Source organism: Microbacterium sp. CCNWLW134, from assembly GCF_037083565.1.
GTDB lineage: Bacteria > Actinomycetota > Actinomycetes > Actinomycetales > Microbacteriaceae > Microbacterium.
Genome location: NZ_JBAOJU010000002.1, coordinates 160,670 through 186,556 on the forward strand (window position 1 = coordinate 160,670; position 25,887 = coordinate 186,556).

24 protein-coding genes and 1 pseudogene are annotated in these 25,887 nt (G+C 69.2%); 9 read left to right on the forward strand and 16 right to left on the reverse strand.

Translation table 11 applies throughout. The features are described 5' to 3' along the window. The first annotated feature begins 22 nt into the window (after positions 1 to 22). From V6S02_RS11305 to V6S02_RS11325, 5 genes are all read left to right on the forward strand, one after another. Positions 23 to 673 (forward strand): TetR/AcrR family transcriptional regulator, encoded by a 651-nt coding sequence (locus V6S02_RS11305; protein WP_336400959.1) that lies wholly within the window; start codon positions 23 to 25, stop codon positions 671 to 673. 9 nt (positions 674 to 682) lie between these two features. Next, positions 683 to 1,699 (forward strand): hypothetical protein, encoded by a 1,017-nt coding sequence (locus V6S02_RS11310; RefSeq protein WP_336400961.1) that lies wholly within the window; start codon positions 683 to 685, stop codon positions 1,697 to 1,699. A 20-nt stretch (positions 1,700 to 1,719) separates the two neighbouring features. Further along, complete coding sequence (locus tag V6S02_RS11315; protein WP_336400962.1) at positions 1,720 to 2,907, forward strand: hypothetical protein; 1,188 nt, start codon at positions 1,720 to 1,722, stop codon at positions 2,905 to 2,907. Positions 2,908 to 3,024: 117 nt separating this feature from the next. After that, positions 3,025 to 4,062, forward strand: a complete 1,038-nt coding sequence (locus V6S02_RS11320) for an NAD(P)-dependent alcohol dehydrogenase (protein WP_336400963.1) — start codon at positions 3,025 to 3,027, stop codon at positions 4,060 to 4,062. A gap of 344 nt (positions 4,063 to 4,406) precedes the next feature. After that, positions 4,407 to 4,895, forward strand: coding sequence for an FBP domain-containing protein (locus V6S02_RS11325; RefSeq protein WP_336401655.1), 489 nt, complete (start codon positions 4,407 to 4,409; stop codon positions 4,893 to 4,895). A 119-nt stretch (positions 4,896 to 5,014) separates the two neighbouring features. On the opposite strand, the gene V6S02_RS11330 is transcribed toward V6S02_RS11325, so the two are convergent. From V6S02_RS11330 to V6S02_RS11355, 6 genes are all read right to left on the reverse strand, one after another. Beyond that, positions 5,015 to 5,413: a DUF779 domain-containing protein gene (locus V6S02_RS11330; protein ID WP_336400964.1), complete on the reverse strand. Its 399-nt coding sequence runs from the start codon at positions 5,411 to 5,413 to the stop codon at positions 5,015 to 5,017. 106 nt (positions 5,414 to 5,519) lie between these two features. Next, positions 5,520 to 7,070, reverse strand: a complete 1,551-nt coding sequence (exaC, locus tag V6S02_RS11335; protein WP_336400965.1) for an acetaldehyde dehydrogenase ExaC — start codon at positions 7,068 to 7,070, stop codon at positions 5,520 to 5,522. Between the two features lie 84 nt (positions 7,071 to 7,154). After that, on the reverse strand, positions 7,155 to 8,498 hold the full coding sequence (locus V6S02_RS11340; protein WP_336400966.1) for a GAF domain-containing protein: 1,344 nt from the start codon (positions 8,496 to 8,498) through the stop codon (positions 7,155 to 7,157). Positions 8,499 to 8,569: 71 nt separating this feature from the next. Continuing rightward, positions 8,570 to 8,968: a VOC family protein gene (locus V6S02_RS11345; RefSeq protein WP_336400968.1), complete on the reverse strand. Its 399-nt coding sequence runs from the start codon at positions 8,966 to 8,968 to the stop codon at positions 8,570 to 8,572. A gap of 113 nt (positions 8,969 to 9,081) precedes the next feature. Further along, positions 9,082 to 10,512, reverse strand: a complete 1,431-nt coding sequence (locus tag V6S02_RS11350) for a CCA tRNA nucleotidyltransferase (RefSeq protein WP_336400969.1) — start codon at positions 10,510 to 10,512, stop codon at positions 9,082 to 9,084. Between the two features lie 22 nt (positions 10,513 to 10,534). Next, complete coding sequence (locus V6S02_RS11355; protein WP_336400970.1) at positions 10,535 to 12,124, reverse strand: DUF7059 domain-containing protein; 1,590 nt, start codon at positions 12,122 to 12,124, stop codon at positions 10,535 to 10,537. Positions 12,125 to 12,297: 173 nt separating this feature from the next. Here V6S02_RS11355 and V6S02_RS11360 point away from each other — a divergent pair, with 173 nt between their 5' ends. The 4 genes from V6S02_RS11360 (at position 12,298) to trxA (ending at position 17,722) form a co-directional block, all read left to right on the forward strand. Next, positions 12,298 to 14,613, forward strand: coding sequence for a DUF6049 family protein (locus tag V6S02_RS11360; RefSeq protein WP_336400971.1), 2,316 nt, complete (start codon positions 12,298 to 12,300; stop codon positions 14,611 to 14,613). Beyond that, on the forward strand, positions 14,610 to 16,229 hold the full coding sequence (gene murJ, locus V6S02_RS11365) for a murein biosynthesis integral membrane protein MurJ (RefSeq protein ID WP_336400972.1): 1,620 nt from the start codon (positions 14,610 to 14,612) through the stop codon (positions 16,227 to 16,229). The genes V6S02_RS11360 and murJ overlap by 4 nt, the downstream gene beginning before the upstream one ends. A 98-nt stretch (positions 16,230 to 16,327) precedes the next feature. After that, positions 16,328 to 17,314, forward strand: coding sequence for a thioredoxin-disulfide reductase (gene trxB, locus V6S02_RS11370; protein ID WP_336400973.1), 987 nt, complete (start codon positions 16,328 to 16,330; stop codon positions 17,312 to 17,314). A gap of 84 nt (positions 17,315 to 17,398) precedes the next feature. After that, a complete protein-coding gene (trxA, locus tag V6S02_RS11375) occupies positions 17,399 to 17,722 on the forward strand; it encodes a thioredoxin (RefSeq protein ID WP_124291993.1) in 324 nt (107 codons plus the stop codon). A gap of 114 nt (positions 17,723 to 17,836) precedes the next feature. Here the strand turns inward: trxA and V6S02_RS11380 are convergent, their stop codons facing one another. The 10 genes and pseudogenes from V6S02_RS11380 to rpmH form a co-directional block, all read right to left on the reverse strand. After that, positions 17,837 to 18,184: a tryptophan synthase subunit alpha gene (locus V6S02_RS11380; protein ID WP_124291995.1), complete on the reverse strand. Its 348-nt coding sequence runs from the start codon at positions 18,182 to 18,184 to the stop codon at positions 17,837 to 17,839. A 58-nt stretch (positions 18,185 to 18,242) separates the two neighbouring features. Then, positions 18,243 to 19,295 (reverse strand): ParB/RepB/Spo0J family partition protein, encoded by a 1,053-nt coding sequence (locus V6S02_RS11385; protein WP_124291996.1) that lies wholly within the window; start codon positions 19,293 to 19,295, stop codon positions 18,243 to 18,245. Then, on the reverse strand, positions 19,295 to 20,254 hold the full coding sequence (locus V6S02_RS11390; protein WP_124291997.1) for a ParA family protein: 960 nt from the start codon (positions 20,252 to 20,254) through the stop codon (positions 19,295 to 19,297). The genes V6S02_RS11385 and V6S02_RS11390 overlap by 1 nt, the downstream gene beginning before the upstream one ends. 1,843 nt (positions 20,255 to 22,097) lie before the next feature. Then, positions 22,098 to 22,301: pseudogene (locus V6S02_RS16965) on the reverse strand (GIY-YIG nuclease family protein); the annotation flags it as partial. A gap of 210 nt (positions 22,302 to 22,511) precedes the next feature. Next, the gene (gene rsmG / locus V6S02_RS11395; RefSeq protein WP_336400975.1) at positions 22,512 to 23,174 is read right to left on the reverse strand and encodes a 16S rRNA (guanine(527)-N(7))-methyltransferase RsmG; all 663 of its coding nucleotides are present in this window, start codon (positions 23,172 to 23,174) and stop codon (positions 22,512 to 22,514) included. After that, a complete protein-coding gene (locus V6S02_RS11400; protein WP_336400976.1) occupies positions 23,167 to 23,676 on the reverse strand; it encodes a Jag family protein in 510 nt (169 codons plus the stop codon). Before V6S02_RS11400 ends, rsmG begins: the two co-directional genes overlap by 8 nt. Positions 23,677 to 23,705: 29 nt before the next feature. After that, positions 23,706 to 24,752 carry a membrane protein insertase YidC gene (gene yidC / locus V6S02_RS11405; protein ID WP_336400977.1) on the reverse strand — a complete coding sequence of 349 codons (1,047 nt, stop codon included), beginning with the start codon at positions 24,750 to 24,752 and terminating at the stop codon, positions 23,706 to 23,708. A gap of 8 nt (positions 24,753 to 24,760) precedes the next feature. Next, entirely contained in the window at positions 24,761 to 25,117 is a 357-nt protein-coding gene (gene yidD / locus V6S02_RS11410) for a membrane protein insertion efficiency factor YidD (protein WP_124292002.1), read from the reverse strand. Further along, the gene (gene rnpA / locus V6S02_RS11415; RefSeq protein ID WP_336400978.1) at positions 25,114 to 25,452 is read right to left on the reverse strand and encodes a ribonuclease P protein component; all 339 of its coding nucleotides are present in this window, start codon (positions 25,450 to 25,452) and stop codon (positions 25,114 to 25,116) included. Before rnpA ends, yidD begins: the two co-directional genes overlap by 4 nt. A gap of 8 nt (positions 25,453 to 25,460) precedes the next feature. Then, the gene (gene rpmH / locus V6S02_RS11420) at positions 25,461 to 25,598 is read right to left on the reverse strand and encodes a 50S ribosomal protein L34 (RefSeq protein WP_124292004.1); all 138 of its coding nucleotides are present in this window, start codon (positions 25,596 to 25,598) and stop codon (positions 25,461 to 25,463) included. Positions 25,599 to 25,887: the final 289 nt, after the last annotated feature.

Sequence of the window (25,887 nt, forward strand, 5' to 3'; positions counted from 1 at the left end):
ACCCCGTGAGGTTAGTCAATAGATGTCTCCCCCCTCGACCGCCGGCCGCAGCTACCGCTCGGAGCTTCGCGCGCAGCAGGCGATGCAGACGCGACGGAAGATCGTCGCCGCCGCCGCCGATCTCTTCGCCACGCAGGGCTATCAGGCCACGACCCTCGCCGCGATCGCGCGGCGCGCCGGCGTCTCGGCCGAGACCGTCAAGGCCGCGGCGTCGAAGGCGGAGCTGCTCATCGCCGCCTTCGAGGTCACGTTCGCCGGCACCGAGGCCGCACCGTCACTGGCCGAGACCGAGGTCGCCGCCGACGTGCTCGGCCTTCCGGACGAGGTGTTCCTCACCACGGTGATCCGTCAGATCGGAAGTGCCAATGCCCGCGGGTACGCCCTGTGGACGGTGCTGCTCGGCGCCGCCGCATCCGATCCCGTGGTCGGGGCAGCGCTGCAGGGCATCCTCGACCGTCGCGCCGCCGACTACCGTCGGCTCGTCGACGAATTGATCGCACGCCGCCTCGTCCCCTCATCCGCCGATCCACCGGGCCGCGCGGCCGCCGTGTCGTTCCTCCTCTCCCCCGAGGGGTATCAGCAACTCGTCGGTCAGTCGGGCTGGACCCACGAGGCCTACCTGAGGTGGGCGGAGCGCGCCGTGCGCGCCGAGATGTCCGCGAGCGCCGGGTAGCCTGGCGCCGTGGCGCGGACACCGATGGAATGGACCGGGGATGTCGTGGCGGGAGCCTGGCTGCGCGAGCGCCTCGACGCAGACGGCCCGGAGTGGGGCCAGACCATGCACGCCTGGGTCCCGCGCGGGTACGAGGCCTATGCGCGCATCTTCCACCCGGCTGACCGTGATCGCCCCGTCGGGCGCTCCTGGCCGCCGCTTCCCTACGGTCGCCACCACCGGGAGTGGGCGGCCTTCCAGGCCGACGCACCGCAGATCGACGCCGAGCGGGTGAGCTGGGCCACCGTGGCCGAGGCCTTCGGCACCACCATGCACGCCCAGGCGCAGTGGCACGGCGTCGTCGGCTCCCGTGAGGTCGAGGGTGAGGACGGGCCGAGGGATGCCGCGGGCTGGCGCTACTCCGATCCGCCGACGGGTGAGCTTCCCAGCGACCTCGTCGCCGCCGCGACCCGGACGCTGCTCGCACACACCACCACCCCGGCCGACGGGTTCGTCGCGCTGTGGGAGGGATGGGGTGGGCTCGTCGGACACCTCGGATACGGTCCATCGCGCGTGCTCTTCACCGCCGCCGGCGAGGCCATCGATCCGACGACCGATCGGCACGCGAACTTCCTCGCGACATCCGCGCGCGACCAGTTCAACGACGTGTTCCGGAAGCCCTCGTGGCAGCCGGGCATCCTCGACGACGAGGTGTCTCGCGGCGCACGCCTGCGTCTGCCGAACCGCGACCACGTGCTGTTCCACGCCGACCTGACCCTGCTGGCCGACCCGGCGTGGCCGTGGCAGGTGCCGTGGCGCGACACCGCGCTGGAGGCGCCCGGCGGCGCGGCATCCGCTCTGTCGCCGAGTCTTGTGTGGCCGGCCGACCATGCCTGGGTCCTCGCGACCGAGGTCGACGCCGACTCCACGGTGATCGCAGGCTCGGCTGCGGCGATCCGCGCGGTGTGCACCGACGCGTGCCTGGAAGCATGGTCGATCGACGAAGGCGCCGACCTGTCGTGGGGCGGCGATGAGGTGAACCGATGACGGCACCGCGGGATGGGGTGATGAGAACGTCGTACCCGTTCGACGCCGGCCCGCTCGTGCAGCCGGTCGACGGGCGAGCGGTGCGGGAGTTCGCGAGGCGCCTTCGCGCAGAGGGCCGCGTCACCAGCATGTTCGGCTCGCCGCAGGCGATCATCGGATTCGTCGTCGCCGGCGTGGTGCTGCTGATCGTGGGGTCGTCGTTCCTCAGTGTGATCGCGGGGATCGTGTTCGCGCTGGCGCAGAGCAACGGCCTCGCGGCTGCGGTCGCCGCGCTCGTGCCGACGGTGTTCGTGATCGGAGCGATCGCGCTGGCGATCGTGCTCATCATCCGTGCGGTGCAGGGCTCCGCCGAGCGCTGGTACCGCCTCGACGGGTTCGCCCGGGCGAACGGCATGACCTACGTGCCGCAGTTCGGCTCGCCCGGCCTTCCCGGCATGATCTTCTCCCAGGGACGGTCGCGCCAGTCGACCGACCTGGTGCGCGGCGACCGGCCCCGGTTCGTGGAGTTCGCGAACTACCGCTACGTCACCGGGTCGGGAAAGAACCAGACCACCCACAAGTGGGGCTACGTGGCCGTGAAGCTCGACGTGCCGCTGCCGCACATCGTCCTCGACGCCACCGGCAACAACGGACTGTTCGGATCGAACCTGCCGCTCACCTTCGACCGAGATCAGCGTCTCGGTCTCGAGGGCGACTTCGACCGCTACTTCTCCCTCTTCTGCCCGGCCGGCTACGAGCGCGACGCCCTCTACCTGTTCACTCCCGACATCATGGCCCGGTTCATCGACAACGCCGCCGCTCTCGACGTCGAGATCGTCGACGACTGGCTCTTCCTCTACGCCAAACGCGACTTCTCCACCCTCGACCCCGCCACCTGGGCCTGGCTGTTCTCCGTCGTCGGTGCACTGCTCGACAAACTCGCCCAGTGGGCGCGCTGGCGCGACGAGAGACTCGGCGACGCGGCCGCGCATGCTGCCCACGCTGCGGCCGCAGCATCCGCTCTCCCCCCGTCCGGATCGTCGGCACCCGCCGCGACCGCCGTCCCGTTCGCGGTTCCCCCGGCGGCGCTGCGTCCTCCGCCCGGGGTCGCCGCCCCCGGGCGGCGCCTGAAGCGCGGGGTGCCGTGGGTCGCGATCATCGTCTTCGGCGTGATCGGGCTGTTCTGGCTCATCGGTCAGACGGGATTCCTCGGCCTGTTCTTCCGCTGACCCGCGGGTGTCCACCTTCTCCCGTTCTCGGGTGCACTCAGCGGGAGAAGGGGTGGTGGGGAGTCCCGCGACGGCGGAGAGTGGGGGTGAAGAGACCACCTCGAGCAAGGAGGCGCCATGAAGGCCGTGCAGTATCGCGAGATCGGAAGGGGGCCCGAGGTCGTCGAGATCGACGTTCCCGAGCCGGGGCCCGGCGAGATCCGGCTGAAGGTGACGGCGGCCGGGCTCTGCCACTCCGACTGGTTCCTCATGGATCTGCCCGAGGAGCAGTACATCTACGGCCTTCCGCTCACGCTCGGTCACGAGGGCGCCGGCATCGTCGACAAGCTCGGCGACGGTGTCTCGGGAGTCGAGGTCGGCGGCGCGTACGCGGTGTACGGCCCCTGGGGATGCGGCCTCTGCCACGCCTGCGCGCAGGGCGCGGAGAACTACTGCCCGAACGCCGCCGACCTCGGCATCGCCCCTCCCGGGCTCGGGGCCCCCGGCGCCATGGCCGAGTACATGATCGTCGACGATCCGCGTCACCTGGTGCCGCTCGGCGATCTCGATCCGGTCGAGTTCGTGTCGCTGACGGATGCCGGCCTGACGCCGTACCACGCGATCCGAGCCGCACAGCACAAGCTCTACCCGGGCGCCACGGCGGTGGTGATCGGGGCAGGCGGTCTCGGGCACGTGGGCATCCAGATCCTCCGTGCGATCTCGGCCGCTCGCGTCATCGCCGTCGACCTCAACGACGACAAGCTCGCCCTGGCCGCCGAGGTCGGCGCGCACGAGACGCTGGTGTCGGGGCCGGACACGGCGGTGCGCATCCGCGAGCTGACCGGCGGACGCGGAGCGGAGGCGGTCTTCGACTTCGTCGGTGCGCAGCCGACGCTGGACATGTCGCGTGAGGTCGTCGCGATCGACGGGTACATCCACATCGTCGGGATCGGCGGCGGGGTGCTCCCCACGGGGTTCTTCTCCACACCGTTCGGCGCGGCCGTCCGGGCGCCGTACTGGGGAACACGGTCGGAGCTGCAGGAGGTGTTCGACCTCGCCCGGGTCGGCGAGGTCTCGGTGCACGTCGAGCGCTACGGCATCGACGACGCTGTCGCCGCCTACCGGAGGCTCCACGAGGGCACGGTGCGAGGGCGCGCGGTCGTCGTTCCGAGCTGAACCCGGGCGCAGCGGCAGATCGGCGCTGCGCGCGACCGCGGGGATGGCGGACAACGCCGTGGGAGGGATGCCGCGGCGCGGCGAGTCGGCCCCGACCCCCGTGGTTGCGACCGACCCGAGAAGTCGCATGCTCCCGGAGCGTCCGGCCGAGGCCGGGGTTAGGGTATTGCGGTGCAGATTCGTGTGACGCCCGCGGGGCGTGAGGAGGTCGCCGGCGCTCTGTGCGCCGAGCGGAGGTAGTCGTGCGCGCCGCGGAGCGGCGCCGACGCCTCTTCTTCGCGGGCGGTCTGCCCGCGGCATCCGATTCCGCTCGCTCGAGCGAGCCGCACACGAAAGCCGTGACTATGCACGCACTCACCGAGAAGGACATCCGCGCGTCCTTCGTCAACGCCTCGCAGCGCGAACGCGCCGCCGTCGTCATGCCCGATCTCGCGGAGATCGACTGGGCCGAACGCGACTTCCTCGGCTGGCGTCCGCCGAAGACGCCGCTTGCCGCCTACGCGGTGATCCCCGTCGACGACGACCTCGTCGGGATCGTCCTCCGCCAGACCGAACAGCGCACGCTCGCTCGCACCCAGTGCTCCTGGTGCGAGGACGTGACCCTCCCGAACGAGGTGGTGCTCTTCAGCGCGAAGCGCGCCGGGCGCGCGGGCCGCAACGGGAACACGGTCGGAACGCTCGTCTGCGAACACTTCGAGTGCTCGCAGAACGTCCGCCGGCTGCCGCCGCCCGCCTATCTCGGCTTCGACGTCGAGGCGGCACGGGCGCGCCGGATGGAGGCGCTGCGCCTGCGCATCGCCGACTTCGCGCGCGACCTCCGCGACAACACCTGACGCCCATCCGCTCGCCGAGAGTGCACCTGGGCGCCGAGAGCGCGGGGTTCACCCGCATTCTCGGCGCGCCGATGCACTCTCGCGGATGAGACCGGCGAGGGCGGGGCTCGGTGCCGCGATCAGGCCGACGGGGCGAGACCGAACGCCTCCAGTTCGGCGTCGACGAGCATGCGGGAGCGGATGATGAAACGGTGGCCGGTCGGCCCCTCGACGCTGAAGCCCGCGCCGCGGCCGGGCACCACGTCGATGGTGAGGTGGGTGTACTTCCAGTACTCGAACTGCGCCTCGGAGATGTAAACCTCGATCGGCTGGTCGAGCCCCACCTCGAGCGAGCCCAGGTGCACGTCGCTGGGACCGATGAGGAACATGCCGACCGGGTAACACATCGGTGCGCTGCCGTCGCAGCATCCTCCCGACTGATGGAACATCAGCGGGCCGTGCTGCGCGGTGAGGGTGCGCAGCAGGCTCGCCGCCGCGTCGGTGACGGCCACGCGGCTGTGCGGCTTCGGTTCGCTCATCGGTCTCTCCTTTCGGGCGTTTCGTCTCGCTGCGCTCGCTCAACGACCGGGCGGGGGACCGGTCGTTGAGCGAGCCGCGAAGCGGCGAGACGAGACGCCGCCGGGTTCAGAAGAAGCCCATCGCGCCTTCGGCGTACGAGACCAGCAGGTTCTTCGTCTGCTGGTAGTGGTCGAGCATCTTCAGGTGGTTCTCGCGACCGATGCCCGACTGCTTGTATCCGCCGAACGCCGCGTGCGCGGGGTACTGGTGGTAGGTGTTCGTCCAGACCCGGCCGGCTTCGATCGCGCGGCCCGCGCGGTAGGCGATGTCGCCCGAACGGCTCCACACCCCGGCGCCCAGGCCGTAGAGGGTGTCGTTGGCGATGTGGATCGCGTCGTCGAAGTCGTTGAACGAGGTGACCGAAACGACGGGACCGAAGATCTCCTCCTGGAAGATCCGCATGTCGTTCGTCCCCTCGAAGACCGTGGGCGCGACGTAGTAGCCCTCGGACAGGTCGCCGCCGAGGTCGACGCGCTCGCCGCCGGTGAGCAGCTTCGCACCGCCGGCCTTCCCGATGTCGATGTACGACAGGATCTTCTCCAGCTGGTCGTTCGACGCCTGCGCGCCGATCATCGTCGCCGGGTCGAGGGGATTCCCCTGCACGATCTTCGACACCCGGTCGAGCCCGTCTCCGAGGAAGCGGTCGTAGATCGAGCGCTGGATCAGCGCACGCGACGGACAGGTGCAGACCTCGCCCTGGTTGAGCGCGAAGAACGTGAAGCCCTCGAGCGCCTTGTCGTAGTAGGCGTCATCGGTGGAACGGGCGACGTCCTCGAAGAAGACGTTGGCGCTCTTGCCCCCGAGTTCCAGCGTGACCGGGATGAGGTTCTGCGACGCGTACTGCATGATGAGGCGCCCGGTGGTGGTCTCGCCGGTGAAGGCGACCTTGCGGATGCGCTTGTGCTGCGCGAGCGGCGCACCCGCCTCGATGCCGAAGCCGTTGACGATGTTCACCACCCCCGCCGGCAGCAGATCGCCGATGATCTCGAACAGGAACAGCAGGGATGCCGGGGTCTGCTCCGCCGGCTTCAGCACGACGCAGTTGCCCGCGGCGAGCGCCGGAGCGAGTTTCCACGTCGCCATGAGGATCGGGAAGTTCCAGGGGATGATCTGCCCGACCACACCCAGAGGTTCGTGGAAGTGATAGGCGACGGTGTCTTCGTCGAGCTGGCTGAGCGAGCCCTCCTGTGCCCGCAGCACACCGGCGAAGTAGCGGAAGTGGTCGACGGCGAGCGGGATGTCGGCGGCGAGCGTCTCGCGGACGGGCTTGCCGTTCTCCCACGTCTCGGCGACGGCGATCCTCTCGAGGTTCTCCTCGATGCGGTCGGCGATCTTGTTGAGGATCACCGCGCGCTCGGCCGGCGTCGTCCGCTTCCAGCCCTCGAACGCCCGCCACGCGACATCAACCGCCCGGTCGATGTCTTCGGAGGTGCCGCGCCCCACCTCGCAGAAGGGCTTGCCGTTGACGGGCGAGATGTTCTCGAAGTACTGGCCCTTGATCGGCTCGACGAACTCGCCCCCGATGTAGTGGCCGTACCGGGGTCGGTAATCGGCCAAGGCGCCGCGCTGGCCGGGGGCGGCGTAGATGCTCGACACGCCTTCTTCGACGATGGTCATGGATGTCTCCTTCGACAGGTTCGCGACAGGTCGTCGTCGCGTGCCCCGACGCTAGGTCAGCGGAGGTTGCATCCGGTTGCGAGCTCACTCCTCGAGCTGCGCGACCCGAGCGACGAGGGCCGCCCGTTTCGGAGAGCGCGGCGGCAGCATCGAAAGGCACAGGCGCAGCACCTCGACGTCGTCGGCACCCGCAGCGGTGTCGGCGTAAGCGAGGAGGACCTCGACGGACGCCTCGGCGAGCAGCGCTTCGCGCAGGGTCGAGGCGACCGTGTCGCGGAACTCCTCCACCCCCGGCGCGATCGAATCGGGCAGCACCTCGCCTCGATACGCCGACAGGGCCACCCGGTGGGCGCCGCGGTCGAGCAGCGACAGAAGGTGGTGCGCGTCGGTCTCGACGGCCGTCGTCAGACGGTACGGACGTGACGCGGGGACGAGGTCGGGCGAGATCTTCTCCAGCATCTTGCGCAGCCGCACCATCTCGGCGCGAAGCGTGACGACCGATTCGGCATCGCCGTAGACGAGCTCGCTCAGGCGCTCGGCCGAGAGGCCCTGCCGGTGGATGGCGAGGAGCAGCAGCAACTCGGCGTGACGGCCGCTCACTTCAACGACGGTCTCGCTGTCACCGGCGCCGACCTCCAAGAGCGCCCGGTCGCGTCCGAGCACGCGCAGGGTGGCCCGGATGGGTGTCGGGCCGGCGGTGCGCGACCGCGGGCGCGGGCGCGGGGAGGGGGACGGATGCGACGGTGCCGCCCGCTCGCGCAGCCGAGCGATGAGCAACTCGCCCTCGATGGCTCGAGCGGCGGCATCCACCAGCAGCTGCGCCTGCGGTGTCGCGGCTTCGGGCCCGCCGGTGACGTCGATCACCCCGAGGAGACGCCGTGTCTCAGGGTCGTGCACCGGAGCCGCCGTGCACGACCACGGCTGCACGAGGCGGTTGAAGTGCTCGGCGCCGTGGATCTGCACCGAGCGGTCGAGGGCGAGGGCGGTGCCGGGGGCGGAGGTGCCCACCGCATCCTCCGACCAGTTCGCGCCCGCGACGAAGCCCATGTCTCCGGTGAGCGTCCGGATGCGGTGATCGCCGTCGACCCAGATGAGCCGGCCGGCGGCGTCACCGACCGCGACGATGACCCCCGACTCGGCGGCGCCGCCGGGGAGCAGCAGCCCGCGCACCATGTCGATGACCGACCCGAGCGGATGACTGCGCCGGTACTCCTCGAGCGCACGCGCGTCGAGGTCGAGCGGCGGAAGGTCCTCGGCTCCGACGAGACCCTGAAGCGAACGGCGCCATGACTCGCGCACGAGTGGGCGCACATCGTCGAGTCGGCGGTCAGCCGCGTTGCCGGCGAGCAGTTCTTCGTGCGCGCGCTCGATCAGCAGCCGCGTGGTCTCGGGCGAGACCTCGCGGCGCGACGACCACGACGATGTCACGCCGGCTCCGTTCGTCAGCGAGCGGTTGCCGCCAGTGTACGTCCGCGCATCGTCGCGGCGGGCAGCTGCTCTCACTCCCCCCGATCGCGCGCCAGGATCTGGAGATAGTGAGGGTTCTCCATGATCCCGAGGAGGTTGCCGAAGGGGTCGACCACCACCGCGGTGCGGAATCCCTCTCCGCGGTCCATGACCGGCTGGTACGGCTGCGCGCCGAGACCAAGAAGCGACGCGAGTGATGTGTCGACGTCGTCCACGGCCCACTGCATGACGGCGCCCGCGGGGCCTTCGGGCATCGGCGGTCGGTACTGACCGTCGATGATGCCGAGCTCGTGTTCATAATCGCCGACCCGGAATTCGACGTATCCAGGCACGGTGTAGTACGGCTCGATACCGAGCACGTTCGCGTACCAGGCGCGCGCGGCCTCGAGATCGTCGGCGTAGTAGCTGATGGTGGCGAATCCTCGCAGCATGGCTCTCTCTTTCCTCGCCACCAGCATCCGCGCTGACCCGGTCAGATCCTGTCCGCGATACTCGCCGGGTTACGCGCCGGGCACCCCGGAGCGCTCGCGCAGCGCCTGACGCGTCAGGCCGAGCGCGCCGCCCACCAGGCGCGGAGGCGCCGCTCGGCCTCCTCCTCGCCGAGCACCCCCTCGTCGAGACGCAGGTCGAGGAGGAACCGGTACGCCTCGCCGACCTCGCGGCCGGGGCGGATGCCGAGCACCGCCTGGATGCGATTGCCGTCGAGCTCAGGGCGCACCGCGTCGATCTCCTCCTGCTCGCGGAGGGCGGCGATGCGGTTCTCGATGTCGTCGTACGCCGAGGCGAGCCGCGCCGCCTTGCGGCGATTGCGGGTGGTGACGTCGGCCCGGGTGAGGATGTGGAGCCGCTCGAGCTCGGCGCCGGCGTCGCGCACGTATCGCCGCACGGCCGAATCGGTCCACGCGCCTTCGGCGTAGCCGAAGAAGCGCAGGTGCAGTTCGATCAACCGGGTCACCGTGGCGATGGTGTCACTGTCGAACCGCAGCGACTGGAGGCGCTTGCGCGCCATGCGCGCACCCTTCACGTCGTGATGGTGGAAGGTGACCCCGCCGCCGGGCTCGAGCCGCCTCGTCGCGGGCTTGCCGATGTCGTGCAGCAGCGCCGCCAGGCGCAGCGGCACGTCGGGTGCGGCATCCGGGAACCGCTCCTGCTCGAGCTGGATCGTCTGACGCAGCACCGTCAGCGAGTGCTCGTAGACGTCCTTGTGGTGATGGTGCTCGTCGATCTCGAGGCGCAGTGCCGGCACCTCGGGGAGGAAGAGGTCGATCAGCCCGGTCTCGACGAGAAGACGGATGCCGCGCGCCGGGTCACCGGTCTGCAGCAGCTTCACCAGCTCGCCCTGAATCCGCTCAGGGCTCACGATCGAGAGGGTGTCGCGCAATTCGGCCATCGCCGCCACGGTGTCGGCGTCGACGTCGAACTGCAGCTGCGACGCGAATCGGGCGGCCCGCAGCATCCGGAGCGGGTCATCGCCGAAACTCACCCGCGGGTCGCCGGGAGTGCGCAGCCGCCGACCGACGAGGTCTTCGACACCGCCGGTCGGGTCGACGAGGGTGCACGAGGGCACCCGGAGCGCCATCGCGTTCACCGTGAAGTCGCGCCGTGCGAGATCACCGTCGAGAGTGTCGCCGAACTCGACGGTGGGCTTGCGGGTGACGCCGTCGTAGCTGTCGGCGCGGTAGGTCGTGATCTCCACGCTCTCGCCCTGCACCTTCGCGCCGATCGTGCCGAAGGCGCGCCCGATATCCCACTGCGTGGAGCTGATAGGCGTCACGATCCGCAGGATGTCATCGGGCGACGCATCGGTGGTGAAGTCGAGGTCGTTCGTGCGCCGCCCGAGGAACGCGTCGCGCACCGGTCCCCCCACGATCGACAGCTCGCGGCCGGCGGCGTCGAACGCGGCGGCGAGGGTCGACACGACCGGCGATGCGGCGAGCGCGCTCAGGCGCGCAAGACCCTCGGCCATGTTGAGCATGGCTTCCACGATATCCGCCGACTCAGTCGGCGAACCGGAGGAAGCCGGTGAACAGCAGCTCCCGCACCCGCGGAAGCAGGTCTGCGCGCAAGGCGACCGGGTCGACCTCCAGCAGTTGGGCGATCGCGTCGACGAGGGGTCCGACAGCCAGATCGCCGTCACTCGCGCCGACGAGGGCGGCGAGCGCGGGGTCGACGGGCACGACCCGACCGAACCCTCCCCCCTGGTGCAGCTCGATGACGGTGGGCGCCTCTTCGCCGGGCCGGTGGTGCCGGGCCTCCGTCACGTCGGGCGCGACCCGGAGAACGGATGCCGCGAGCGCGGCGTCACCGGCGGGTCCGTCGCCGAGCGACACGAGCTGTGCATGCGCCGCGAGCGAGGCGGCGAGGTCGGCACCGGTGGCCTCGGCCGCGCCGCGGACCCGCTCGTACCGCTCGAGCGTGACCCGCCACGACGGGGGCCGGTGCAGCAGGATGTAGCCGAATCCGACCTCGGTGACCCCGCGGCGGGCGAAGTCGTCGAGCCACGCCTCCATCAGTCGGGCGTACTCCGGCGTTCCGGGGGCCGTCCCTCCGTCGCGGATCCACAGTTCCGCATACGCCAACGGGTCGAGGCGCTCGCGCTCGATCACCCAGGCGTCGAGGGCCACGGGCGCGTCTGCCACCCAGCCGCGAACCCGATCGAGACCGTCCTGACCATCGCGGTACTCCCAGTTGCCGAGCAGCTGCGCGACGCCGCCGGGAGCGAGATGCACCCCGAGCCCGGTGACCACCTCGGCGACGAGGGCATCGCCGACGAGCCCGCCGTCGCGGTACTCATAGGCCGGCACCCCCTCGACGCGGGGGGTGATGACGAAGGGCGGGTTCGAGACGATCCGCTCGAACTGCTCGCCCGGCTCGAGGGGGTCGAAGAGGCTGCCGGTCCGGGTTTCCACCTCGGCGACATCGTTCAGAAGCGCATTCAGGCGGGTGAAGCGGAGGGCGCGCTCCGAGATGTCGGTCGCCACCACCCGGCGCACCCCGCGCCGGAGCCGAAGAGCCTGGATGCCGCAGCCGGTACCGAGATCGAGCCCGCGCTCGCCGCCGTGAACGGCATCGCCCGGCAGCTGCAAGCGCGCGAGCGTCTGTGACGCGCCGCCGACCCCGAGCACATGGCCCTCCGCGAGCGGACCGGCGAGGGCCGCCTCGTCGAGGTCGCTGGCGATCCACCATTCGCCCTCGCCGTGCTCGTCGACGAACGACTGGGGGCGGATGATCGCGAGCGGCTGCACCGTGGCATCCGGTTCGTCCGTCGTCGTCACCAGCCCAAGAGCGACCAGTCCCTCGATGCCGGTGCGGGGCACGGATGCCGCGACGCGGCCCGCCCGCTCGGCGACGCCGAGCACGAAGAGGCGCCCGAGCACGGCGAGTGGATCGGTCCGGTCACCGAGAGCTGCCACCGCGGGGCCCCGCAGACCCCGGGCGATGGCGGTGTCGGCCGTCGGTCCCCACGCGCCGCGGAGGGCCTCGGATGTGAAGCCGGCGGCACGCAGGTCGTCGGCGAGCGACCGGCAGCGCACCGGGTCGGGCTCGGGAAGCGGCGCGACGCTCGGGCGGGATCCGGGGAGTGGCATCTGCCCATTCAAGCCGATCGTCCGATTCGCCCTCGAGCCGTGCGATCAGCTGGTGCGCGCGACCGATCAGCCGCTGCGCGGAAGGGCATCGGCAACCTCGAAGGCCCGGACCGTAGAATCACACCCGGCCGCGGGTCTTCGGTCGCACACAGCGACTCCCGGGGCGACTATCTATGACGCTGAGCCCCTCCGAGTCGCGGGCGAGATCCCGACGCGGCACGCGCGCCCACTGGAGCGCGGCGGTCGCCGCGTTCGTGACCCTGCTGGCGCTGGTGGGAGCCCCGACGAGCGCGACCGCCTCGGCTGTCGCGGAGCCCGTATCGGCGACGCAGGGGCGTACCGCAGCCACCCCCGATCCGACGCCGACCCCGTCGGACACCCCCACGCTCTCGGGCGAGGTGGCGCTCCGCCTCGCTCCCATCGGGGGCGGCGTAGTGGCTCCCGGTCAGTCGCTCACCGCCTCGGTGACCGTCGACAACGGCACCGAGCTCCCCACCGCCGGGGCCGAGGCCGTTCTCTCGGTCGGACTCGAGGCACTGCCGAACCGTGCCGCGCTCGACGCGTGGCTCGGGGGCACGGACGGCGCCACCGTGCAGGAGGCCGGAGGGGCACAGGTCGAGCCGGTGGCGTCCGGCGCTCGGCAGACGGTCGCCGTCACGGTCGCCGCCGATGACGCCGTCCTCGCCGGGAAGGCCCCCGGTGTCTACCCGGTCGCCGCCCGCGTCGCGGGCCCTGAGGGCGAGCTCGAGGCCCGCAGCGTCATCGTCGTGCCCGATCCCGCCGCCACCGCCGCCGTGGCCGCCGTGGTGCCGATCACCGCCCCCGCGCTCTCGGGCGGGCTTCTCACGGCCGACGAGCTCTCCACCCTCACCGCCCCCGGCGGCGATCTCGACGCGCAGCTCACCGGCGTCGAAGGGACCGCGGCCATCCTCGCGATCGATCCGGCCATTCCCGCCAGCATCCGCGTTCTCGGCGACAGTGCCCCTGAGCAGGCCGTCGAGTGGCTCGACCGCCTGCTGTCACTGCCGAACTCCCGATTCGCAACCCAGTTCGGCGACGCCGATGTGGCCACTCAGCTGCGTGCCGGGCTCACCGTGCCGCTTCAGCCGACGTCGCTGCTGTCGTACATGGACGCCGACGACTTCGCCCCGGGCGACGACGAGCCCGTGGAGGACGGCACTGACGACAGCGCCGGCGCGAACGGCCCGTCCGGTGCGCCGAGCGGCCAGGCATCCACCCCGGGAGCAGGCACCGCGACGCCCGGAGCGGGCTCCGCCACGCCGTCCGCCACCCCATCGGCGCCCGTCGACCCCTCCGCCCCCGTCTACCCCGACCTCGCCGAGCTGCTGTCGATCGGCAACGCGCGCGAGGCGGTGTACTGGCCCGCCGGCGACACGGTCGCACCCGACACCGTCGCCGGACTCGCGCCGCTCGGCACCGAGAGCTCGCCGGCCCTCACGCTCGTGCCCTCCGACCGCACCGCCGCCGGCTCGGGTGGCGCGGCCGTGCCGGCACGAGGAGATGCGGGCGGGGCGGGCGTCCTCGTCTACGACAGCCGACTCTCCGACGCGCTGCAGACCGCCTCGCTCCTCGACGACGCCGTGCTGCGGGGCGCCGAACTCGCCACGGCTAGCGCCGAGCTCGCGTTCGCCAAGGCCGACGCGCCCGGAGCGGCCCTCATGGTGGCCTTCGACCGGTCGTCGGCCCGCTCCTACGTCGCCCTCGACACCGCGATCGCCGCGGCGCTCGAGGCGCCCGGCGTGACCGCCCTCTCCCTTCCGGGTCTCATCGCCGTGCCACCGACCACGACCGAGCTCGTCTCCCTCACCGACGATGAGGCCGCCCTCGAAGCCGAGCGCGCGGGGGCGACATCCGCCCTGATCGACGATGAAGCCCGCATCGGCCGGTTCTCGAGCATCATGGACGACCCCCAGCTGCTCACGGGACCCGAGCGCGCTGAGCTGCTCCAGCTTCTCGGGGTGTCGTGGCTGGCCACGCCCGCCGCTCGCACCCTCGCGGTCACCGAGCACCGCACCGCGACCGAGGAGACCCTCGCGTCGGTGGAGATGCTGCCGCCGAGCACCACGCAGCTCATCAGCGCCGACTCCGCGCTGCGTCCCTGGGTGCGCAACGACCTGCCGTGGCCGGTGAACCTCGAGCTGCGGGCGGCGCCTGACGATGTACGCCTCGACGTGCAGGAGGTGACGGCCTTCTCGGTTCCCGCCGGATCGAACGCCCGCGTCGAGATCCCCGTTCAAGCACGGCTGGGCAACGGCGAGGTGCAGGTCGACCTTCAGCTGCGAAGCCCCACTCTCGAGCCGATCGGACAGACGCAGTCGGTCGAGGTCGTCGTCAGCGCCGAGTGGGAGTCGATCGGACTGATCGTGCTGGCGGCATTCGTCGGGCTCTTCCTCGTCATCGGGGTGATCCGCACGGTCCGACGCCTTCACCGGCGTAAGGCCGCGGATGCCGCGGGCGGGGCCGCGTGAGCGGCATCGGGCGCGCAAGCGTCCTCATCGGAGCGGGAACGATCGTCTCGCGGGTGACGGGGCTCCTGCGCACCATCGTGCTCGTCGCCGCGATCGGTTCGGTCGGCAGCCGCGCCGCCGACGCCTTCACGATCGCCAATCAGCTCCCGAACAACATCTACGCGATCATCTCCACCGGCATCCTCACCGCCGTGATCGTCCCGCAGATCGTCCGCGCCAGCACCGACACCGACGGCGGGCAGCGCTTCATCTCCAAGCTGTTCACCCTCGGCACCGTCGTGCTCCTCGTCACCACGGCGATCGCCCTCCTCGTCGCGCCGTGGCTGATCGCGCTCTACGCCGACGGCTTCACCGCCGACCAGCTCGCCCTCGCCACGGCCTTCGCCTACTGGTGTCTGCCGCAGATCTTCTTCTACGGCCTGTATGCGCTCGTCGGCGAGACCCTCAACGCCCGCCGCGTGTTCGGGCCGTTCACGTGGGCGCCGATCGTCAACAACGTCATCTCCATCATCGGCTTCGGGGTCTTCATCGCCGTGTTCGGCTCCGACCTCACGCTCGTGAGCCAGTGGGATGCCACGCGCGTCGCCGTGTTGGGCGGCACCGCCACCCTCGGCATCGTGGTGCAGGCGGTGCTGCTGCTGGCGTTCTGGCGGCGCACCGGGATCCGGGTCCGGCCCGACTTCGTCTGGCGCGGTGTCGGCCTCGGTCAGGTCGGGCGTCTTGCCGGTTGGACGTTCCTCATGGTGCTCGCGGGGCAGCTCGCCGGTCTCGTGCAGACCCGTGTGGTCTCCGAGGCGTCGGGTGACGGCGCGTCGCTGACGGTCATGGCCAACGCGTGGCTGATCTTCATGCTGCCGTACTCGATCATCGTCATCTCGATCGGGACGCCGTACTTCACCCAGCTCAGCGAGCACGCGGCCGCAGGCCGCGAGGCCGAGGTGCGCGCCGACGTCGGGCGCAGCATCCGCACCCTCGGATTCTTCATCGTGGTCGCAACCGCTGCCGTCGCGGTCGCCGCCGTGCCCGCCTCCCGGATCTTCACCAACTCCGCCGGCGACGCCGTCGAGGCGGCCTGGGTGCTGCTGGCCTATCTCGTCGGGCTCGTGCCCCTCGCGGTGCTGTTCACCATCCAGCGCACGTTCTACGCCTACAACGACACCCGGACCCCGTTCTTCTTCACCCTGTTCCAGTGCGGGATCGTCGTCGCGACGGCATGGGCGGCGGGTGCGGCGCAGCAGGCCGGCATCCTCCCCCTCGAAAGTCTCGCGGCCGCCGTCGCCCTCGGACAGTCGTTCGCGAGCCTCGTGCAGGTCATCATCGCCACGCTGCTGCTGCGGCGACGAGTCGGCGACATCCACGTGCGGGGATGGATGCTGTCGCTCGGCCGGTTCGCTCTCGCCGCCCTTCCCGCGGCGGCCGTCGGCTGGGGGGTGTTCCTCCTCCTGGGCGGGGTCGACGGCTGGACGGTGTCCGACCGGTTCCTCGGTGCTCTCGGCACGGTGGTGATCGGCGTCGTGGTGCTGGGCGTGTACGTCGGGGTGCTCGCCCTTCTGCGCGCGCCGGAACTGACGCCGGCGCTGGGGATGGTGCGTCGTTTCCTGCCCGGCAGGCGCTGAGCTCGCCGCCGCGCTACCTGTTGTTCACGTCCCGGCTGTGGAATGCCGGACGTCTACCATGTGTTGAGAACCCCCGAAGCAATCGAAAGGGGCGCGTCGTGCGTCACGTCATCATCATCGGATCGGGCCCTGCCGGCTACACGGCGGCCATCTACGCGGCCCGGGCCAACCTCGAACCTCTCGTCATCGCCAGCTCGGTCGAGGCGGGCGGCGAGCTGATGAACACCACCGAGGTGGAGAATTTCCCCGGGTTCCCCGAGGGCATCCAGGGCCCCGAGCTCATGGCCAAGATGCAGGAGCAGGCCGAGAAGTTCGGCGCTGAGGTCGTCTACGACGACGTCGTGTCGCTCGAGCTCGACGGCGACGTCAAGCGCGTCACCCTGGGAAGCGGTGCCTCGCACGAGGCGGAGTCGATCGTCTTCGCGACCGGATCGGCCCCCCGCAAGATCGGCATCGAGGGCGAGTCGCGCCTGTCGGGCCGCGGTGTCTCGTACTGCGCCACCTGCGACGGGTTCTTCTTCCGTGAGCGCGTCATCGCCGTCGTCGGTGGTGGCGACTCGGCCATGGAAGAGGCCACGTTCCTGACGAAGTTCGCCTCGAAGGTCTACGTCATCCACCGCCGCGACGAGCTGCGCGCCTCGAAGATCATGCAGGATCGCGCATTCAAGAACGACAAGATCGAGTTCGTGTGGAACAGCGAGGTCGTCGACATCCTCGGCGAGGAGGCCGTCACCGGTCTCGTCCTCGAGTCGACGCTCGACGGGTCGCGTCGTGAGCTCGCGCTCGACGGGATCTTCGTCGCCATCGGGTACGACCCGCGCGTGCACCTCGTGCACGGCAAGCTCGACCTCACCGACGCGGGAACCGTGTGGGTCGACGGCCGCTCCTCGCGCACCTCGGTGCCGGGCGTCTTCGCCGCCGGTGACGTCATCGATCCGACCTACCGCCAGGCCGTCACCGCGGCCGGCAGTGGCACGGTCGCCGCGCTGGATGTGGAGCACTACCTCGCCGCACTCGGCGAGGCCGGTGAGCCTGCGCCCGACGTCGCGGAGATCGACAACCTGCCCGACGCCGACGCCGCCTGAGGCGCGTCGGCTCGGACCCGAGGGAACATCGAGACGCTCGCGAGCGTTTCACACACAGTTGGACTTGAGAAGAAGGAGACAGCTATGACCGCGAAGGCCACCACCTCCGCCACGTTCGAGCAGGATGTCCTGAAGGCCGACGGCCCCGTGCTCGTCGACTTCTGGGCCGAGTGGTGCGGACCGTGTCGCATGGTCTCGCCCGTTCTGGACCAGATCCAGGCCGAGAACCCCGAGAAGATCACGGTTCTGAAGCTCAACGTCGACGAGAACCCCGATCTCGCGATGAAGTACCAGATCACGTCGATCCCGGCGATGAAGGTCTTCAACAAGGGCGAGGTCGAGAAGACGATCATCGGTGCCAAGCCGAAGTTCGCGCTCGAGCAGGACCTGGCGTCCTACCTGTCCTGAGCTCTTTCCTCGAGAGCCCCGATCCCGCGTTCGACGTTGAGGATCGGGGCTTTCGTCGCTTCTTACGGTCTATGCCGCGAGCGGCATGAGGTCTGGTTCCGCGTGTGACGACGCTCAGGACGCGTCGGCCTGCACCGACGCATCCCACCGGCGATAAGACGTCTCGGTGCCCAGGAGTCGCCAGACGGCACGCGTCAGCGGCGGATAGTCCAAGGCGATCTGCCGGAGAACCCGGTAATGGCGTGACGCGTTCAATCGCACTCCGCCATTGGCCTCGATGTGCTCGGCGCGGAGGGTGAAGACGACGAGTTCGTCGACCGTCGGAAGATCCTCCATGAAGTCCCACGGGTCTTCGCCCGCCCGGAGGCGTTCGGTGACGATCACCGACAACTCGTCCGAGGCTTCCGCCCGCAGGAGTTCGAGGCTGGCACGGCGGCGTGGTGAGCGGTCGTGAGATGTCACTCACCCAGCGTACGTGCCCTCCCTGACACTCGGCTCATCACAGTCCGAGGTTGTGGACTCAGCTGTCGCCGTAGCCGTTCTCGCCCAGCTCGGCGAGAATGCGGTTCAGGTCCTGAATACTGGCGAAATCGATGCTGATCTGGCCTTTTCGCGCGGTCAGCGAAATCTTCACGCGGGTGTTCAGGCGATCCCCGAGCCGTTCCGCCAGCTCGTCGAGATGGCCGCGGCGTGCGCCGGCCTTCGGGCGGGAGGTGCGGATCAGACCGGCATCCGTGAGCTTCGCAGCCGACTCCGCCGCGCGGACCGAGAGGTCCTCGTTCACGATCTTGTCAGCGAGGCGCTGCATAGCATCGTCGTCGGGGAGGGAGAGGATGGCGCGGGCGTGCCCGGCGCTCAGCACGCCCGCAGCCACGCGCTGCTGAACCGGGACGGGCAGCTTGAGCAGGCGGATGGTGTTGCTGATCTGGGGACGCGACCGACCGATGCGGGCCGCGAGCTCCTCCTGGGTGATGCCGAAGTCTTCGAGGAGTTGCTGGTACGCGGATGCTTCCTCGAGCGGGTTCAGCTGCGAACGGTGCAGGTTCTCGAGCAGCGCATCGCGGAGCAGGTGCTCGTCGGATGTGTCGCGAACCACCGCGGGGATGGTGGTGAGCCCCGCCTCGCGCGCTGCGCGGGTGCGCCGCTCCCCCATGATGAGTTCGTAGGAGCCATCGCCGAGGTCGCGGACGACGACCGGTTGGAGGACGCCGAACTCGCGAACGCTGTGTACGAGCTCTGCCAGATCGTCCGCGTCGAAGTGCGTTCGCGGCTGCCGAGGGTTCGGGACGATCGCGTGCGGGTCGACGTGCACGAGGCGGGCACCGGGCACGGCGACGAGGTTCGCGGCGTCGTCGTCCGAAGACGTCGGCGACGTGCCGTCACTCGAGGTGACGTCGCCGGTCGCGCCCGTTGCGGAATCAGCGTCCGGTGCGGCGTCGCCGGAATCGTCCGGGCGTTCCTCCACAGCGACAGCGCTGCGGGCGAAGAAGACGTCGGCGGGTCGTGACTCGCTGGGTTCACTGGTGGGGATCAGCGCGCCGATGCCGCGTCCGAGTCCTGTGCGCTTCGCCATCAGGCGTCTCCTTCATGCTGGGTGGTGCTTTCGCGGCGGAGTACCTCCACCGCTGCTTCGCGGTAGGCGACGGCGCCTGCAGACTGGCCGTCGTAGGCGATGACGGTCTGCCCGAAGCTCGGCGCCTCCGATACGCGGACAGAGCGGGGAATCACCGTCTGCAGCACCTCCTTCGGGAAGTGCTGCCGAACTTCCTCGGCGACCTGCTGCGCGAGACGGGTGCGCCCGTCATACATCGTCAGCATGATGGTCGAGAGGTGCAGGCGCGGATTCAGGTGCTTCTGGATCATCCTCACCGTGCCGAGCAGCTGGCTCAGTCCCTCAAGTGCGTAGTACTCGCACTGAATGGGGATCAGGAGCTCATGCCCGGCCGCGAAGGCGTTGATGGTCAGCAATCCGAGCGAGGGGGGGCAGTCGATCAGAACGAAGTCGAGGTGCTCGGTCGTTGTGGCGAGGAAGTCATCGACGGCCGTGCGGAGCCTGTGTTCTCGCGCGACCTGCGACACCAGCTCGATCTCGGCGCCGGCGAGGTGGATCGTACTCGGCGCGCAAAGGAGGTTGTCGGACTCAGGACTCGTCTGAATGATATCCGCGAGAGGAAAGTCGTCGATAAGGACGTCGTAGATGCTCGGGGTATCCGCGTCATGCGGGACACCGAGGGCCGTGGAGGCGTTTCCTTGCGGATCGAGGTCGATGACGAGAACCCGTGCACCGAGAGATGCGAGCGCAGCGGCGAGGTTGACCGTTGTTGTCGTCTTCCCGACGCCGCCCTTCTGGTTTGCGACCGTGAATACACGGGTCTTCCCTGAGAAGTGGACGTCGACACTCTCCAGTCGTCGGCGTCGGGCCGTAAGGTCGGCGAGTTCTCGCGCGAGGGGTGTGTCGTCGAAAGTGACGGATGCTGCGGGCGTCCGGTTCTCGGCGTGTTCCACGTGAAACGCTCCGCTCGCTTCGTTCATCACTCGTTCCACTCTAATCGCGAATCCTGACATCCCCTGACGCCCCTCCGCCGCGCCGCAACCCGGGAACGTCCATTCTCAGTGGTCGCGTAGGCGGCGCGGCCGCCGTATCGAGACCCGAGGTGGGCATTCGACGAGGTGGCACCCCGCCGCACCCAGACCCGTTTCCGCTGGCGCCCGGCATCTGCGCCGTCAGCCGTGTTTCACGTGAAACACCGGAGTATCAGCGGTGGTCGATTGATGACACGGGCGCCGTATCGACACCAGAAGACGCCGATGGCTTGGTGGGCGAGTAGGCCGCGGAGCCGCCGTAGCGAAACCTGCGCTACTCCACGCCCGAGGCCGAAGGTGACCCGACCGCGTTTCACGTGAAACACCACTCCGAATGCGGGGGCCGAGTTGGCGGCGCGACCGCCGTGGCGAGATCGAGGGGCTTCCCGCCACTCGGTGGCCGGGTAGACCGCGCAGCCGCCGTACTGAGCCCCGCGCCGCCCCAGGCGCGAGTCCGAACGCAATCCGATCATGTTTCACGTGAAACATCACACTGAATGCGGAGACCGAGTCGGCTGCGCAACCGCCGTCACGAGATCAACGGGCTTCTCACCACTCGGTGGTCGCGTCGGCCGCGGAGACGCCGTACCGAGACCCACATTCGGCCGTGTCCGGCCTCGGCGCCCTGGGCCCTGTTTCACGTGAAACACCTATGCGGTCGGGTAGTCAGCCCAACCGCTATCCCAAGACCGATAGGCGTCCGACCACTTTGTGGTCGCGTAGACGCCGCAGCCGCCGGATCGAAACCCGCATCCGCCGGCACCGGCATCTGCGCCGCCGGAGGTGTTTGACGTGAAACGCCTGCGTACCTGAGGTGGTCGAGGGGGCGGCACAGCCTCCGTATCGAGATCCACCTCCGCCCGCGACCGACTTCTGCGCCCTCGCGGTGTTTCACGTGAAACACCTACGTGGTCGAGCAGTCGCCCCAACCGCAGTAACGAGGCCAAGAGGCGGTCAACCGCTTGGTGATCGAGCAATCAGCCCAGCCGCCGTATCGAGTCCCGCGCCGATCGAAGCGGAAGCCCAGGGGTTATCTCGTCGCGTTTCACGTGAAACACCGCGATGAATCCGGTGGCTGAAACCGCGGTTGCGGGACGGCAATTTCAATCGTGCACCCGCCCGGTCTCCTGGATCCCTTTCACCCGGCAGGCGCGAGCCGCGCGGGGTCGTGAACAGGGACTGAGCGCACGCAGTGTTAACACGGTCGCGCTCGATAGTGGCTCATGAGGTCGACTTCCCACCTTTTCAATCCGACCCCTCGACCTCGTGCCTTGTCGACGCAGGTCCCCGTACGGCCCCTGGCCCCGAGATCACGCGATGGAGATGCAATCTGCTCCCGTCAAGGAGCAAATCACGGCTCTCGATCAATCGACCGACATGCCTGTCGGAGTCGTTTCACGTGAAACGCCTCTGGCACGTGACCGCGCCAGCGAGGCGGTCACGGACTCTCGCGCGCGCTACACGACAGCCGCGCGGTCGGAGGACCGACCTAACGAAAGACACTATGGCGGCTCGTCGTTTGCCCTCGGACAGTCGGGGTTCTACGGGCGGATGTAAAGGAGTTCAAGCGTTTCACGTGAAACACACCGCACCTCCCGCGCACCGATGACACGAGACTCAGCGCCACCGCAGACGGTAGGGGTGTGCGTGCGCCCCGCACCCTCGTGTGCGCAGCCCGCCGAGCTGGTCCGAAAGGGTTCCGTGATCCGCAAAGCACCGCGATGCCGCCCTGAGGGCGCAAACGATGTATCGGTGCCGCCTGCGCGTCATCGTGACCGACAGGGCTTGCGACTCAGTCGGTTCCATTGCTCGAGTCGTCCACGAACAAGCGCGAGAGTTTCGTTCGACCCCATCCCTGCACCTGCGTCTCGCGACGGAAAGCATCGGCAGCGTTCTCGAATTCTTCCACGGAGAGGAGACGGACGAGGAGCGGCGCTCGCGTGTACAACGCGCCCATCTCTTCGTTGTGCTGAGTGACACGCCGGTTGAGATCGCGTGTGCTGCCGACGGAGCTCGAGCGGTCACTTTACTCGGGGATGTCCATGTACGTCATGGGACAGTCGTCCCCTGCGCGGGGCGCGAAGGATCGGGATGCAGGCGAGAGCGTGGATAAGTCACGCGTTTGCCGATATGCGCAGGGAGAGTGGCGGGCCAACTGCGGCGCGCGGGGGATCTCGAGTCGTTGCCTGCGCCGCTACGTGAGCGCCTAGGGGCGGGCGATGCGGCCGCGGAGTGCGCGGGTGGGCTCCGCCAGGACCCCTTCGCCGAGGATCTCCACTCGCGCGTCAACCACATGGAATCTGCGGAGCTGCTTCGTCGCCGCCTCGATCTCCGCCTGCGCGTTCTGACCCTTGAGGAAGATCAACTCACCCCCGTCACGCGCCAGGGGTGCGGTCAACGGCAGGAGCGTCCGCAGGGCACTGACCGCGCGTGCGGTGACGGCATCGAGAACAGGACCCTCGGACCACTCTTCCGCTCGCGCACGCACGACCTCGACGTTCGAGAGACCGAGCTCGTGGACCTGCTCCGACAGCCACGCGACACGGCGCTCCATCGGCTCGACAAGGACCCAGTGCACGTCGGGGCGCGCGATCGCCAGGACGATTCCAGGAAGGCCCGCTCCCGAACCGATGTCGCCCACCCGGCCTGCGGGGAACAACGGCGCAGCGATGACGCTGTTCAACACATGACGCGTCCACAGCCGGGGGAGTTCGAGGGGACCGATGAGCCCTCGCTCCTCGCCGTGATCCGCCAATGCCTGGGTGAACTGCCGGGCCCGATCGATCTCGGCTCCGAACAGAGCCGCGGCGACAGCCGGCTCCGCCTCGAGGGATGCCGGAGTTTCGGGGGAAACGCCCTCGTCAGCCACGTCGGATGACGGTGTGGCGGTCGGCACCCTCGCCGTACGACTCCGACACGAGACCACGCTCCGCGACGATGTCGTGGATCAGCTTGCGCTCGTAGCTCGACATCGCCGGCAACGAAGCCTGCGTCGCTCCCTCGTCCAGACGCGCGGCCGCGCGGTCCACGAGCTTCTCCAGCTCGCGCTGACGCGCGTCGCGCGAACCGCCGATATCGAGGATGACGCGCGACAGCCGACCGGTGCGATTCTGCACCGCGATGCGCGTCAGCTCCTGCAGCGCCTGCACGGTGTCAGGATCCGAGAGCAGGGAAAGCGATTGCCCACCGTCGCCCTCCACCGACACGTAGGGACGCCCTCCGCGGACATCCAGAGTCAGATCGCCGTCGACGTCGGCGATGTCCAGGAGCCCCTCGATGAAGTCGGCCGCGATGTCGCCCTCCTCCTCCAGCTGCTCGACGGACGGCTCTTCGCGGTGCGGGCGTGCGTCAACGGGCGCGACGTCAGACATGGGTTTCCTTCGAGGGGGAGGGTCGGGGATCAGCTCGCCGCAGGATCGGGCTTCTGCCCCGCCTGCGAATTCGGGCGCTGCTGCTTCTTGGCTCGCTGCTTGCTCATCGGCTGCTGACGCTTGGGCTGCGTCGCCTTCGCCCGCTCGGCCTCCTCGAGCAGTCGCTGCTGCTCGGCCTGGAACTTCTCGATCGGAACGACCTTGCCCGACGAGTCGATGGCCTTGCCCTTGCGTGCGAGCCGCTCCTCGCGCGCCTTCGCGGCGTCGGAACCAGGAGTCGGCATCTCACGGATGACGAGGAACTGCTGCCCCATCGTCCAGAGGTTCGACACGAACCAGTAGATGACGACACCGAGCGGGAAGAAGACACCCGAGAACACGAAGGCGAACGGCAGGACGTACAGCATGATCTTCTGCATCTGGTACGCCTGGCCGGTCTTGGCCTCGGGGGAGAGGTTCTTCGAGATGATCTGCAGCTGGGTGAAGAACTGCGAAACGATCATCAGCACGACGAGCGTGAGCAGGATGATGATCGCCGTGACGTTGTTCGACTCGAAGGCGTTGATGAGGGTCTCGTGGAGCGAGGCGACACCGAAGAGCTTGGCGTCATAGAACTGCTGGGTGAGTTCGGCGTTGAGCAGGCCCACACCACCGATGCCCTGCTGCACGTGACGGGTCACGTCGTTGAGCACACTGAACAGCGCGAAGAAGATCGGCATCTGCACCAGCAGCGGCAGACAGCTCGAGACCGGCGTCGTGCCGTGCTTCTTGTACAGCGCCATCGTCTCGCGGCTCATCGCCTCGCGAGAGAGCTGGTCGCGCTTACCCCGGTACTTCTCCTGAACCTTTCGCAGTTCAGGAGCGATCTCCATCATCTTTCGCTGGCTCTTGATCTGCCGGACGAACAGCGGGATCAGCGCCGCGCGCACCACGATGACGAGGCCGACGATCGACAGCACCCACGTGATGCCGTCTGCGGGCGGAAGCCCCACCGCGGTGAAGAGCGTGTGCCACGCGACGAGCACGAGCTCGACCACCCATTTCAGGGGCCAGAGGATGATGCCGATGAGATCCATGTGACGGATCAGTCCTTTCCAGGGGTGGCAGCCACGACGAAGCCGTGAGGGGTGATGCCGTGACGGAAATCGGGGCGGAGGGGAACGTCATCGACGCCGCCCTTCGCCCAGGGGTGGCAGCGCGCAAGCCGCGCCGCCGTCATGGCCGTCCCGACGATGGCGCCGTGCTGCTGCACCGCACCGACCGCATAGGCCGAACAGGACGGGTAGTACTTGCACACATCACCGTACGTGTGGGAGATCGTCGCACGGTAGGCATGGAGAAGACCGAGAAGCGCATTACGAGGAAGCAGCGGCACCGAGGAGACAAGAGCGGATGCGTCGAAGTGCGCCTCGCCACGGGCATAGGCCGGTAGCACGCTCATGACGCGATCTTCCGTGACAGGCACCGGGTGACTTCGTCGCGGAGGTCGGCGAATGTGGCGTTCGCCGCACTGGGGAGGGCGCGGATGACGATGTCCCGCCCCTCGCCGACATCGGGCAACGCCTCTGCACACACCGCTTTCAGCCGTCGCCGAACGGTGTTGCGTACGACCGCGCCGCCGACCTGTCGGCTGACGATGAAACCGAACCTCGGTGCCGTCGAGTCCGTGGCGCGCATCGCGTACGTCACGGTGTGAGCGCCTGCACAGCGGCGCCCCCGCCGGACGACAGCTTTATAGTCCGATCCGCGGGTGAGCCGATGCGACCGCGCGAGCACCGGTCAGATCAAGCGGAGAGCTCGGTGCGCCCCTTGGAGCGGCGAGCCGAGAGGATGGCGCGGCCGGCGCGGGTGCGCATCCGGGCGCGGAAGCCGTGCTTCTTGGCCCGGCGACGGTTGTTGGGCTGGTAGGTGCGCTTGCTCATAGAGATCAACTCCGGATCAGGTGTCACCGGGACGGGGTTCTACCCTTGGAGGACCGGGGACGACGTTACGGGGACTGCCACGAGGGCATAAGTCAACCGACTAAGGCTACGTCGAGATGCCTGAGAACTCAAACCGACGCGCTCTCCGGGCCTCTCGCCGCATTACCAGTGTGACCTACTTCGGCAGTGGCACGACACGCCGCCGCGCCATACAGTGGAGTTTGCTCCCGCGACCCGCGCTGACTAGCGTGGCTCCGGCAGTTATCCACAGGCCCGGCGTGTCGACTCC